This is a genomic window from Roseibium sp. RKSG952 (assembly GCF_009711355.1).
The window spans coordinates 29,630-42,845 of sequence record NZ_SMMF01000944.1 but is presented as its reverse complement, the minus strand read 5'-3'; the positions used below and the strand labels follow the sequence as shown (position 1 = coordinate 42,845).

The 13,216-nt window shown below is 57.3% G+C and carries 12 protein-coding genes; 9 read left to right on the top strand and 3 right to left on the bottom strand.

Features of this window, described 5'->3' with window-relative positions; all coding sequences use genetic code 11:
* Positions 1–2 precede the first annotated feature (2 nt).
* Together ccoS and E1297_RS29775 are read left to right on the top strand one after the other, a co-directional pair.
* A complete protein-coding gene (gene ccoS, locus E1297_RS29780; RefSeq protein ID WP_155144620.1) occupies positions 3–161 on the top strand; it encodes a cbb3-type cytochrome oxidase assembly protein CcoS in 159 nt (52 codons plus the stop codon).
* Between the two features lie 229 nt (positions 162–390).
* Positions 391–903: a response regulator gene (locus E1297_RS29775; RefSeq protein ID WP_209016073.1), complete on the top strand. Its 513-nt coding sequence runs from the start codon at positions 391–393 to the stop codon at positions 901–903.
* 24 nt (positions 904–927) lie between these two features.
* On the opposite strand, the gene E1297_RS29770 is transcribed toward E1297_RS29775, so the two are convergent.
* Positions 928–1,143 (bottom strand): hypothetical protein, encoded by a 216-nt coding sequence (locus E1297_RS29770; RefSeq protein ID WP_155144618.1) that lies wholly within the window; start codon positions 1,141–1,143, stop codon positions 928–930.
* 169 nt (positions 1,144–1,312) lie between these two features.
* On the opposite strand from E1297_RS29770, the gene aroQ reads away from it, so the two are divergent.
* On the top strand, positions 1,313–1,759 hold the full coding sequence (gene aroQ, locus E1297_RS29765) for a type II 3-dehydroquinate dehydratase (RefSeq protein WP_155144617.1): 447 nt from the start codon (positions 1,313–1,315) through the stop codon (positions 1,757–1,759).
* Positions 1,760–1,892: 133 nt separating this feature from the next.
* On the opposite strand, the gene E1297_RS29760 is transcribed toward aroQ, so the two are convergent.
* Complete coding sequence (locus E1297_RS29760; protein WP_155144616.1) at positions 1,893–3,200, bottom strand: UDP-glucose/GDP-mannose dehydrogenase family protein; 1,308 nt, start codon at positions 3,198–3,200, stop codon at positions 1,893–1,895.
* 659 nt (positions 3,201–3,859) lie between these two features.
* On the opposite strand from E1297_RS29760, the gene E1297_RS29755 reads away from it, so the two are divergent.
* Positions 3,860–5,272 (top strand): hypothetical protein, encoded by a 1,413-nt coding sequence (locus E1297_RS29755; protein ID WP_155144615.1) that lies wholly within the window; start codon positions 3,860–3,862, stop codon positions 5,270–5,272.
* 134 nt (positions 5,273–5,406) lie between these two features.
* On the opposite strand, the gene E1297_RS29750 is transcribed toward E1297_RS29755, so the two are convergent.
* Complete coding sequence (locus E1297_RS29750; protein WP_155144614.1) at positions 5,407–5,754, bottom strand: hypothetical protein; 348 nt, start codon at positions 5,752–5,754, stop codon at positions 5,407–5,409.
* A 240-nt stretch (positions 5,755–5,994) separates the two neighbouring features.
* On the opposite strand from E1297_RS29750, the gene hypF reads away from it, so the two are divergent.
* The 5 genes from hypF to E1297_RS29725 all read left to right on the top strand — a co-directional run bounded on the left by hypF (position 5,995) and on the right by E1297_RS29725 (position 13,209).
* Positions 5,995–8,364 carry a carbamoyltransferase HypF gene (gene hypF / locus E1297_RS29745; RefSeq protein ID WP_155144613.1) on the top strand — a complete coding sequence of 790 codons (2,370 nt, stop codon included), beginning with the start codon at positions 5,995–5,997 and terminating at the stop codon, positions 8,362–8,364.
* A 198-nt stretch (positions 8,365–8,562) separates the two neighbouring features.
* Positions 8,563–10,443, top strand: coding sequence for an NAD(P)H-dependent oxidoreductase subunit E (locus tag E1297_RS29740; protein ID WP_155144612.1), 1,881 nt, complete (start codon positions 8,563–8,565; stop codon positions 10,441–10,443).
* Entirely contained in the window at positions 10,440–11,168 is a 729-nt protein-coding gene (locus E1297_RS29735) for a 2Fe-2S iron-sulfur cluster-binding protein (RefSeq protein WP_155144611.1), read from the top strand. Before E1297_RS29740 ends, E1297_RS29735 begins: the two co-directional genes overlap by 4 nt.
* On the top strand, positions 11,165–11,749 hold the full coding sequence (locus tag E1297_RS29730; protein ID WP_155144610.1) for an NADP oxidoreductase: 585 nt from the start codon (positions 11,165–11,167) through the stop codon (positions 11,747–11,749). Before E1297_RS29735 ends, E1297_RS29730 begins: the two co-directional genes overlap by 4 nt.
* A gap of 17 nt (positions 11,750–11,766) precedes the next feature.
* The gene (locus E1297_RS29725) at positions 11,767–13,209 is read left to right on the top strand and encodes a Ni/Fe hydrogenase subunit alpha (protein WP_155144609.1); all 1,443 of its coding nucleotides are present in this window, start codon (positions 11,767–11,769) and stop codon (positions 13,207–13,209) included.
* Positions 13,210–13,216 lie beyond the last annotated feature (7 nt).

Sequence of the window (13,216 nt, the reverse complement as noted above, 5' to 3'; positions counted from 1 at the left end):
CGATGGACGTTTTGATCTATCTCATCCCAATTGCGCTTTTTCTGGGTGCGCTCGGACTGGTGGCTTTCCTGTGGTCGCTCAAAAGCGGTCAATATGATGATCTGGAAGGCGCGAAGTGGCGCATACTGAATGACGACGACCTGCCTGACAGGCGTAAATAAGCGACCGGATATCGGGGCTGTTGTGTCAGGGGCAGCGGCTTCGCGGAACACTGCCGAATCACTCACCCGGATGGTGAATGCCTGTGGCGGTTATCCGGCCAGCGGCATCGTGACGTGGCAGGAAACCCGAGCATGACATGCCAAGATTGCAAATTTCCCGAATGTGTCTTGGCATAACGCTCTTTTCAGAATTTTGTGGCACACTCTTCCTTCGGACATGGAGGGAATTGTGAGTCTTGATCTCGCCTCGCTGACGTTTTTGCTGGTTGAAGACAGCGCCTATATGCGGACGATTATCCGGACAATGCTTCAGGGGTTCGGTGCCCGGCGCATCGTTGAAGCAGAAGACGGGGCTTCGGGTCTGGAGGCCATGGACCGTGCCAACCCGGACATTCTCATTCTGGATTGGGTCATGCCCATTCTGGACGGGGCGGACATGGTGCGGATGATCCGCACGCCCAACAATCCCTTTGCCTATATTCCGATCATCATGGTGACGGCCCATACCGAGCGCAGCCGGATCGTCGAAGCGCGGCGGCTCGGGGTTCATGAGCTGCTGTCCAAGCCGATTTCGGCCAAGGCGCTTTATCAGCGGGTGTCGAGTGTCATTCTGCATCCGCGTGATTTCGTGAAAACCGCCACCTATTTCGGCCCGGCCCCGCGTGAAATCCGCAATCGGCAGAAGATCTGGCAGGGCGCTCCGGGGACCACCTACGCGACTGACGAAACCTTGGGCATTTAGCAGGCGGCTTGGTGTGAAATCGCCTCATGCCCCGCCTGGGGCGGCCGCAGTCTGTTTGGAGGAGGGGAGCGGACAAGCGCTCTTTGATGCGTCGCGTGAGACTTCCGCAAGAAGGTCGAGATCGACGACATAGCGATCAAGCAGATACGCGTAGATCGTTTGTGTTGAACTGAGATTGCACGTCTTGAGCGCGTCTTCGATTGCTGTCTTGCTCACAAGTGTCTTGCGGATTGCGGCCATGTTGTGTGTCCTTGCGCCAACCAAATCACGGGCCTCGCCTTTGAGCGGTACGCAATACAGGAAGCCTGGAGTTAAAATGTGGCAAGCCAAACTTGTCTGAAGCTTTCATGTCCATGCGATCATCGCACAGCTGGTTCCGTATCGTTCCAATTTCAGAGAAAGAAAAATAATGACCAAAAAACTATATGTTCTGAATGGGCCAAATCTGAATCTTCTGGGCAAACGGGAGCCGGATATCTATGGGCATGAGACGCTGGCCGATATCGAAGCAAGGTGCCGCGCACTGTGCCAAGATCACGGATTTGAACTCTGCTTTTTCCAAAGCAACTCCGAAGGTCAGTTGATCGACTGGATACAGGAAGCGCGTGAAACGGCCTGCGGGATTGCTATCAATCCGGCAGCATACACACATACATCTGTTGCCATTCTTGATGCCTTATCAGCCTGTGAGTGTCCGGTGATCGAGGTGCATTTGTCCAATGTCCACAAGCGCGAAGCCTTCCGGCACCATTCCTATGTCTCCCTTCGTGCGGACGGCATTGTCATCGGCTGCGGCGCACAGGGTTACGAACTCGCGCTCCAAAGGCTGATCGCGTTGAACGCGGACACAGAGTGATCTTTGACGGCAAGGCCAGGATGGCAGGTGTTTGATTGGTCCCGGTCAGCCGCACATGGAAAGCAAAATGCCCTGCACCTTGGTCTTCAATGTACAGGGTGTTTTTATTATGCGGCGACTGGCGGAAGCGAGATCAATAGGCCCGGCCAACGCTGGTGTATTTGAAGCCGCGATCATCCATGTCTGCAGGTTCGTAGATGTTGCGCAGATCCACGACATTCGGTTCACGCAACAGCTTTTTCACACGGTCAAGATCAAGGGCGCGGAACTGGTCCCATTCGGTGACGATCACCACCGCGTCGGAGTTTTCAATTGCATGGTAAGGGCCATCGCAAAACAGGACGTCCTTCATGATGTGGCCCGCTTCGGCCATGCTGGCCGGGTCATAGGCCCGGATTGTCGCACCTGACTCCTGCAGCTTGGTGACGATGTCGATGCTGGGAGCGTCGCGCATGTCGTCGGTGTTGGGCTTGAAGGCCAGGCCGAGCAGGGCAATCGTCTTGCCGGAGACATCGCCGCCAAGAAAATCGATCACCTTGTCCGCCATCCGCTTTTTACGGGCTGCATTGACGTCGATGACCGAATTGACGATCTTGAGGTCAACGCCTGCTTCATGGCCGATTCTTGAGAGCGCCAGCGTGTCTTTCGGGAAACAGGAGCCGCCATATCCAGGGCCGGCATGCAGGAACTTGCCGCCGATACGATTGTCCAGGCCGATTCCGCGGGAAACCTCTTGCACATTTGCGCCGACAGATTCGCACAGGTCCGCGATTTCGTTGATGAACGTGATTTTTGCAGCCAGAAAGGCATTGGCAGCATATTTTATGAGTTCCGATGTCCGGCGCTGGGTGACGATGATCGGGGTTTCATTGAGGTAAAGCGGGCGGTAAAGCTCGCGCATCACCTTGACCGCCTCTTCGTGGTCCGTGCCGACGACGACCCGGTCCGGGCGCTTGAAGTCGTTGATGGCTGCTCCTTCGCGCAGGAATTCCGGGTTTGACACGACCGCGAAGTCCGCATCCGGATTTGTCCGGCGGATAATGGCGTCGACCTCGTCGCCGGTTCCAACAGGTACGGTAGATTTGGTGACCACCACTGTAAAGCCGTCAAGCAGGCCGGCAATCTCTTCGGCAGCCGCATGGACATAGCTCAGGTCCGCATGGCCGTCGCCGCGGCGGGTCGGCGTGCCCACAGCAATGAAAACGGCATCCGCGTTCCGGATCGCATCGGTCGGGTCGGTGGTGAAAAACAGCCGGTCTTCCTCGACATTCTTGGCGACGAGCTGTTGCAGACCCGGTTCGTAAATCGGAATCCCGCCATTGTTCAGCGCGTCAATTTTCCGGGCGTCCTTGTCGATACACGTCACCACGTGTCCAAAGTCGGCAAAACAGGCTCCTGAGACCAAGCCGACATAACCGGTGCCAATCATTGCAACGCGCATGGGAAATTCCTGTTCAGTACTACATGAAGCGGGGTAAGGACGTCTTTCGGGAAGGGACGGGCATCGTCTCCTGAGCGAGCGATGTACCATGGACCGCCCCGCGTTTGCCAGAACTCCCTTGCGAAAAAACCGGACGCTTTTGGAAGCACAGTTGTTCGAAGAGATACCGGTTTTCGAACGCACCCAGCAGCAGCTGATGTCGGTCCAGACCTGTAGAAATTGACAGGTTTAACCGCATTAAAAAGTTTTCATCTTGGTTGGCTTTTGTTCTGAAAATTAAAATCTGGTTATTTATTTCCTTTCAGAGAGCCGGGAAACAATAATTTTAAATAAATCTCTTGGTGTATTGCTTGCAATTTGTCGATTCGCCCTTTGATTGCGTCTTTTAATCTGATGCAATCATTTCTGAAATTTCCCAAATTGCAGTCTTATTGTCGTCCTATTTTGGCCCAAACCGAAAATTAATAATTCAGTCCATGTTTAATTGGGTTAAAAGTCTAACGATATATGAATTAACTATCTTTAGTTAGTGATTATATTGAATGAAAGCTAACAATAAATAGTAAAACTTTGAAAATTAACTTGATTTAATCAAATTTATTTGCGCTATTCGAAATATTGCGGTGCAAAAAAGGAGCTGTAAAGCGGGGAACTACATCATGAAGCAATTGTATCCACATATCGGTCTTGCGCTCTTTACGGGTGTCACCTATCTCGCTTTGCTCAGCGGAGTGCCGGCACAAAATATGATTCCGGCAACATTTGGTGTTGGTTCATTTATCGCGATGACAGCCTGCATGGTTCTGGCCGCAAGGATTGCGGCTGTCGATGAACTGTGCGGGGGGCCGGGCCGCTCCTATCAGCTTCACAGGGTGATGGCGCACTGGGCCTGGATCTTGATGCTGGCACACTGGATCCTCGCGCAGCCGCGTGGCCTCGGGCTGTTCCCGGGCTGGGAATGGCTTGGCACCAGCACGGGCACATTTGCCGGCATCTATTTGCTGATCCTGGTGTTTTACGGCATGATTCCGGCAATTCCCTACCACATCTGGCGTTGGACCCATTTTGCCATGTCGCCGATCTACGTGATCACGGTCATGCATGTGTTTCTGACGGCGATCCCGGTGGTGCCATTCAGTCTGCACTGGTGGTCTCTGGTTGCCGTTTCGGTCATCGGTCTTGTGGCCATGGTCCGGGTGTTGGTGCATCACTTCCATCGTCCGCGCCGCATGAGCGTTGTGGCCTTGCGCAGGCTGAGCGACGCCATTGACGTGCGCCTTGCGCCTGCGGATGGCCGCGGGCCGGTTGAATGGACGCCGGGTCAGCATGCGAGCTTCGCCTGTACAAAACGGGGTTTGCGTGAGCCGCATCCGTTCACCATTGCCTCGGCTCCCGAGCAGGGCATGGTTCGGTTCCTGATCTTCGATCGGGGTGACTACACCCATCGTCTGCAATCCGATCTACAGGTGGGGGATCAGGTGCTGCTGAGCCGGGTTGCCGGGGATTTTGCGCCCCAGTATCAGGTCGATCGTCCGTACCGGCAGATTTGGGTCGCAGGCGGTGCCGGATTGACGCCGTTCCTGGCGGCTATCGGGGCCATGAAGCCTGACAACGGGCCGCGGATCGACCTGTTTTACAGCTACCGGTCTCTCGATCAGGCTGTCGATGTCGCCTATCTCGTTTCCATGGCGAAAAAGCTGCCGCAGCTTGGGGTTCACCTTCTGGGAGATGCGGAAGGTGCCCGGTTCAACATCCAGACGTTCGACGCACATCTGCCGCCGGGCTGGCAATCCTCCGAGCTCTATGCCTGTGGCCCGGATCCGCTTTTGACCCTTGCGTCCTGTGCCTATCGGGCTGCGGGCGGACAGTTGCCGATCCATACGGAAGTCTTCGATTTCCGCAATCCGGTACGCACCTGGCGTCAGGCATTGGGGATCGGGCCGAAAAGGATCATTCAGCAAAAGGCTCCGTCCGCCAAGGGACAGGCAATCGGGCCGCAAGTGGTTGGCGTCTACAATCAGGCGACACCAGCCTGGCCACACCGGTTCAACCCCGGGCAGCCGGCTGAATAACGGCAGGTAACCGCTGCAATCAATTCAAGGGTGCGCAATTTTGCGCGCCCTTTGCTGTTGATCGTGGCCATCCGAAAAACAACGGCTGTGGCCCGTCGTGATGTGCCGGTGTTGTTGTCTGGTCAGAGCGACCCTTATCGTGATCCAACCATGTTGAAGGCACGCTTGTTGTTGACCTTGATACCGACAACGGCATCAACGATTTCGATGTGCCTGCCTTTTGCGCCCATTTTGAAGTGTTCGGTCATGCGGTAGAGCGTTTCAAGGTCGTCGGCTTCGAGCAAATTGACCTGATCATATTTTCCCGAGAAACCCATGCAAAGGACATGCGTCAGGTTCTTGTTGTATTCTGCAAGCGCGTCGACATGCCCCTTTGTCACTTCGGCGCGATCTTTCTCGTCCATGGCGAAATATTCGTCTTTGATCTTTAAAAACATGAGCGACATGTAGCGCCCATCGATTTTCCCTTCGGCGGTGCTCATAGGACTCTCCCTTTCCTAAAAGACAAATTTACCCTACGTTAATCCGGTGAAAATACAACCATTAAAAGAGTTCTAAATATTAAACCTTAAAGTTGTATTTTGAGGGGATTGTTGAAATGCCTCCTAACGCCGTCGAAGGGGGATACGTGGCATTTCCAATCCTGGGCAAAGCCCTGCCGGAAATTCAAGGTTGCTGCGAAGCTTGAAAATCGGGTGCTTGTATTGCACGTGAAGCGCTTCATGATAATCCGCGCGAGTCATGGCGGGTGCAATCTCAAGGGCAGAAGCTCCGAATTGGTGACCATTGGCAGAACATTCAGGATAAAGGGGCTGGTCCAGGGCGTCGGTTTCCGGCCCTTTGTTTGGCAACTGGCCCGGTCCGAGGGGGTTTGCGGATCTGTGCGCAACGATGCTGCCGGAGTTCTGGTCGAAGCCCATGGTACGAGGGCTGCGTTGGAGCGCTTTGCGCATCGGTTGCTTCAGGACGCTCCGCCGCTTTCCAGAGTGGACAGCGTCGAGAGCGCCGAAATACCGGTTTTGCAAAGCGGGCAGCCCACGGACTTCATTATTCTAGAAAGCCGGACCGGTCAGGTGTCGACCGGTGTGGTTCCGGATACGGCAACCTGTTTGGAGTGTCTTCGTGATATACGCGATCCGCAGAACCGGCGGTTCGGCTATGCGTTTACCAATTGCACGCATTGTGGTCCGCGGCTGTCGATCCTGAAATGTATTCCGTATGACCGGCAATCGACTTCCATGGCCGTGTTCGAGATGTGTCCGGCTTGCCGGAGCGAATATGAAACGCCTTCGGACCGCCGGTTTCATGCCCAACCCAATGCCTGTCCGGTCTGCGGACCGGGGCTTTGGTTCGAAGACGGCAGCGGAACGGTTGTTGAGGGCGAGCCTGTATCTTTGGCCGCCAAATATCTTCAGCAGGGAGCGATCCTTGCCCTCCAGGGGCTGGGCGGGTTTCAGATCGCGGTGGATGCGGGGGATGACGAAGCGGTCAGGCGTTTACGGTCCCGCAAGCGCCGTCCGGCAAAGCCGTTTGCATTGATGGCAAGGGATTTGGCGCAGGTGAAGCGCTATTGCAGGGTCTCACGTGAGGAAGAGGCGCTGCTTTCCGGGACATCGGCACCAATAGTCCTGCTTGAACAGCATGATCTGCGAAGTCTTGCACCGGGAGTGGCTCCGGGCATGGACCGGCTCGGCATCATGTTGCCGAATACTCCATTGCATCACTTGTTGCTGGACAGGCTGGAGCGTCCGATTGTCCTGACCTCCGGCAATCTGTCGAGCGATCCACAGGAAACCGGCAATGCGCTGGCACGGCAGAACCTGACGGGTCTGGTCGATGGTTTTGTCATGCATGACCGGGAGATCGTCAACCGGGTGGACGACAGTCTTGTCAGGGTTGACCGGACAGGCCCTGCGATACTGCGCCGGGCACGCGGGTTGGCGCCAGCTCCCATCCGGCTGCACGAAGGGTTTGCAGAAGGGCCGAATGTGCTTGCACTGGGAGGAGAGCTTAAATCCGTTTTCGGCTTGGTCCGGGGGTGGGACGTGGTGTTGTCCCAGCATATTGGCGACCTTGAGAACCTTCGAACCTACAAGGATTTTAAACGTACTCTTATGGTTTATCAGGATCTTTATGACTTCGCGCCCGAGGTCATCGCGATAGACCGGCATCCACAATACCTGTCGAGCCGATTGGGTAGGAAGGTCGCCAGAGAAACCGGTGCTTCAACCGTGGAAGTCCAGCATCATCACGCACATTTGGCCGCTTGCCTTGCCGAGCATAACTGGCCTCTTGGCGAAGCGGAAAACGTACTTGGCATCATTCTCGACGGCACCGGCTGGGGAGCGGACGGGTCGATCTGGGGCGGTGAGTTCTTGAGCGGAGGCTATGAAGGGTTTGAACGGGCCGGGCATTTTCAACCCGTGCCGTTGCCGGGGGGGGCGACCGCTGTGCGGGAACCCTGGCGCAATCTGGCGGCTCATCTCGGGGCAGCCTTTGGACCGGACTATCGGGAGTTTCTCAAGGGAACGGGGCTCGAAGCGGCACTGGATACTCCGGATGCGCATATGCTCGACCGGATGATCGCCGGTGGGGTCAATGCGCCGCTGTCGTCTTCAGCCGGCAGACTGTTTGATGCGGTGGCCGCAGCGCTCGGGATCTGTTTCAAGCAGCAAGGGTATGAGGGCGAGGCGGCCATGCGGCTGGAAGCGCTTGCCCGGCCTTACCTGACAATGGAGCCGGGTTATCGTTTTGGCGGCCAGTCTGGAGGGGTGCTGTCTTTCACCGGGCTTTGGGTGGCACTCCTGGAGGATCTCAAAACGGGCACCGGCGCGGGAGTAATCGCGGCGCGGTTTCACAACGGACTGGTTGAGGCGATAACAAGCATGGCGCTGGATCTTGGCGCGAAGGATGCCCCAGCCGTCGTGCTTTCGGGAGGCGTGTTTCAAAATGCCATCATGAAACACGGTGTGACTGAAGCACTTGAAGCAGCCGGATGCCGGGTCCTGTTGCCGCGCCAGGCGCCAGCGAATGACGGCGGTCTTGCCTTGGGACAGGGCGCAATTGCCGCAGCCAGATCGCTGCGGAGGTGACGGGCGCGAGCTTGTATTAACGTAGGGGAAAACCATATCCCTTGACATTGGTCAAGGACGCAGGGGCTGAACTCTGCGACGAAATCTCCCGGAACGCGATCTGTGAGGGGAGAGGCGTCAATATGATACCCATCCAGTTTCATGCTGCCGGATTGTTTAATGGTTTGGCGCCATCGTCCCTTCAAGACGGAGGCTTCCATGGATAATGGTCACGGCACCCAAAATGGTTCGGCTGTCGCTTCCTGCGATGTGACGCCAGTTCCGGAAAGTGACATCTCCGAAATCTGTCAGCGCTACGGCAATGACCGGCACCGGATGATGGATATTCTTCTGGATGTGCAGGACCGATACCGGTGCATTGCACCCTCGACCATGGACAAGATCGCGGCCCGGATGGACATGACCCGGATCGAGGTTGAAGGGGTCGCCAGCTTCTATTCCTTCTTCTCGCTGACACCCAAGGGGAGGATCACGATCCGCCTGTGCGACGACATCGTCGACAGGTATCACGGGCTCGAAGCGGTGACCCAGGCGTTTGAGGAGGTTCTCGGCATTTCTATCGGCCAGACCTCGGCGGACGGCGTTTTTTCGCTTGAATACACTCCCTGTATCGGCATGTGCGATCAGGCACCGGCCGCGATGGTCAATGAAGTGGTAATCACCCGGCTGACACCGGACAAGGCCCGCGCCTTTGCCGAAGGCCTCAAAGCGGGACGGACACCCGAGCAGCTTGTGACCGGACGTTTCCTCGAACTGACGCCGTATGAGCGCGCAAACCGGATGGTCGACAACAATATCCGCCATGCAGGCGAGGTTCTGCTCGGGCCGGTGCCGGAGGATGCCGGGCTTTCGAAAGCTGCGGCCATGACGCCCTCGCAGATCATCACAGCGGTCGAGGACAGCGGCCTGCGTGGCTGCGGCGGTGCCGGTTTTACCACCGGGCGCAAGTGGCGCTTTGCAGCCGCCGAACGTTCGGAACGGCATTATGTTTTCTGTAATGCGGACGAGGGGGAGCCTGGGACCTTCAAGGACAGGGTTCTCTTGACCGAGCGTCCGCATCTCGTTTTCGAGGGGATGACCATCGCGGCGCGCGCGGTCGGAGCTCGGGACGGCGTGATTTATCTGCGCGGCGAATATGTCTATCTGAAGCCGCTGCTGGAACAGGTGCTTGAAGACCGGCGCCGGAAGGGCCTGCTCGGCAAGGAGATTTTGGGCCGCAAGGGCTTCGATTTCGATATCCGCATCCAGATGGGTGCCGGGGCCTATATCTGCGGTGAGGAGGGGGCTTTGATCAGCTCCTGCGAAGGGCTGCCCGGCGAGCCGAAAACCCGCCCGCCCTACACGGTGGTGCGTGGCTATCTCGGCTACCCGACGGTTGTCAACAATGTCGAGACCTATTGTCATGCTGCCCGCATTCTCGACAGGGGGGCGACGTGGTTCAACGCCATGGGCGTCGAGGGCAGTCATGGCACCAAGCTTTATTCCATCTGTGGCGATTGCCTGAACCCGGGCATTTACGAGCTGCCCTATGGCCACACGGTCTGGGACATTCTCGACATGGCCGGTGGCAAGGATGCCGCAGCGGTTCTGGTCGGCGGCCCGAGCGGTGCGATGATTGCCCGCGACAGCTTCCACCGTCAGTTGACATTCGACGACCTGTCCACCGGAGGGGCGATCATCATCTTCAGTGGTGAGCGCAATATCCTTGAAATTGTCGAATATTACCTGTCCTTCTTCGTGCACGAGAGCTGCGGCTACTGCACGCCTTGCCGGGTTGGCAATGTCTTCCTGCAAAAGGCGATTGCCAAGTTCCGGGAGGGGCTGGCGAACCCTGAAGACATCGAGTACCTGAAGGACCTGTCGTCGACGATCATCGAGACCAGCCGCTGCGGACTGGGGATGACTTCGCCGAACCCGGTCCTCAGCACGCTGCAAAATTTCCCGCTTGTCTATTCCGCGATGACCAAGCCCTCCAGGGACGGACTGCGCGACACGTTCGACATTCAGTCGGCGATTGACGGTGCCCGGAAGATCGCAAAAAGGCGGTCCTACATCTTCGACAGGGATTTCACGCAATGAGTGGTACGGAGAAAGAGACCGGCTTCACCTTCACAATTGATGGTGTGGAAGTCACAGCCTACGCCGGGCAGACCATCATGGAGGCAGCCGACGAGGCAGGCGTCTATATCCCGCGCTTGTGCGATCATCAGGGGCTGCGGCATCAGGGCAGTTGCCGGGTGTGCACGGTCAAGGCGGGCGGGCGCAGCGTTTCGGCCTGCACCCAGCCAGCAGCCCCCGGTCAGACTGTTGAAAACGAAACACCGCATCTGACCAAGCTGCGCCGGGATCTTGTCGAGATGCTGTTTCACGAGGGCAACCACCTTTGCCCGATCTGCGAGGCCAGCGGCAATTGCGAACTGCAGGCCATGGCCTACCGGCTCGACATGACCGAGGAAACCAAGTTTCCCTATCTGGAACCCTGCCGGGCGCTCGACGCCTCCCATCCCGACATTGCGCTCGACACCAACCGCTGCATCAGTTGCGGACGTTGCATCCGCGCCTCCCAGGATGTCGATGGCAAGGGCGTTTTCGGTTATGTCGGCCGCGGCATTCATCGCCGTGTTGCCGTCAATGGCGAAAATCTTGCAGCAACGGATGCCGATGTGACTGACAACGCGATCTCTTCCGAAGTCTGTCCGGTCGGTTGCATCATCCGCAAGCGGGTCGGCTTTGTCACGCCGATCGGCGAACGGGAATTCGACAAGGGTTTGATCGGTCACGAAATCGAGGAGAAGCGTAAATGAGCGATACCGCCACCGCCGACCTTCCCAAGGCCCGGATCGCCACTGTATCGCTGGCAGGCTGCTTCGGCTGCCACATGGCGTTTCTCGACATTGACGAACGCTTGATAGACCTGATGAAACTGGTCGAGATCGACCGCTCGCCGCTGACCGACAAGAAAAGTTTCGACCGGCGGTGCGACATCGGCGTCATCGAGGGCGGCTGCTGCAACGAGGAAAATGTCCACGTGTTGCAGGATTTCCGGCGGCATTGCGATGTACTGGTCGGCCTCGGCCAATGCGCGATCATGGGCGGGCTGCCTGCCATGCGCAACGCGATCATGCATTCCGATGCCCCTTTGCGCGAGTGTCTGGACGAGGCCTATATCACCGGGCGCTATATCCGCAACACCACCCACCATGTCCCGAATGATCCTGCCTTGCCCCTGCTGCTCGACAAGGTCTATCCGTGTTCGCAGGTGGTGGAGATCGATTACCAGATCCCGGGTTGTGCGCCGACCGGGGACATTATCTTCGACACGCTTTCCAAGCTTCTGGCCGGACGGTTCCGGGGCTTTGAAAGTGACATGATCAAGTTCGACTGACCGGGAGTTTGCCTGCCATGAGCGAACCCAGAATGATCGAGATTTCGCCGGTCACCCGCGTTGAGGGCCACGGCAAGGTCACCATTCACATGAATGCGGAAAACGAGGTCGAGGAGGCGCGGCTGCATATTGTCGAGTTCCGCGGCTTTGAGCGCTTCATTCATGGCCGGATGATGTGGGAAGTCCCGGTGATCGTGCAGCGGCTTTGCGGGATCTGCCCGGTCAGCCACCATCTTGCGGCAGCCAAGGCGATGGACATGATTGCCGGCGTCGACCAGCTGACGCCAACAGCGGAAAAGATGCGCCGCCTGATGCATTATGGTCAGGTGATGCAAAGCCACGTATTGCACTTCTTCCATCTGGCGGCCCCCGACCTGTTGTTCGGTTTCGGCGCGCCTGCGGAAAAGCGCAATATCTTCGAGGTGCTGAAGGAAAAGCCGGAACTTGGCAAACGCGCGATCCTGATGCGCAAGTTCGGTCAGGAGATCATCGAGGCGACGGCAGGCAAGAAGATCCACGGAACCGGTGCCATACCCGGCGGCATCAACCGGAACCTTTCGATTGAGCAACGGGATCATTTCCTGTCCAGGGTCGACGGGATGATCGACTGGGCGCAAGACGCTCTGGCGCTTGCGCGGGACTATACACTTGAAAACGAAGACCTTGTCGCCGAGTTCGGGTCCTTTCCGTCAAACTATCTCTCGATTGTGCGCGAAGGCGATGGCGCGCTGGATCTCTATCACGGCAATCTCCGGGCCTTGAGTTCCACCAGCGACATGATCTTCGATCAGGAGCCCTATACCCGCTATCACGAGCTGATTGTGGAAGATGTCCGGTCCTGGTCCTACATGAAGTTTCCGTTCATCACCGAGCTCGGACCGGCTGCCGGGTGGTACCGGGTTGGCCCTCTGGCGCGGATGAACACGGCAAGTTTCATCGACACGCCGCTGGCCAATGAGGCGCACAGGGCGCTTATGGCGGTGACCAGCGGCACGCCGAACAATTCGACCCTCACCAACCACTGGGCGCGGATGATCGAGGTGCTGCATTGTGTCGAGAAAATCCGCGAGCTTTTGCACGACCCCGACCTTCAGGGCACCGATCTGGTCGTCAAGGGCGAGCGGCGCGGCGAGGGCATCGGCGTGATCGAGGCACCGCGCGGCAACCTGATCCATCACTATCAGGTGGATGAACATGATCAGGTGACCTATTGCAACCTGATCGTCTCGACGACCCATAACAACGAGGGCATGAACCGGGCGGTCAAGGACGTCGCGGTCAAGCATCTGTCCGGTCACGAGAAAATCACCGAAGGCATGCTCAACCATGTCGAGGTGGCGATAAGGGCCTATGACCCGTGCCTGTCCTGCGCGACCCACGCCCTTGGCCAGATGCCGCTGCAGGTCGAGCTTTTTGATGCTGCCGGCGACCTGGTCGACAGCAAGACACAATCGGTGTGAGGACAAG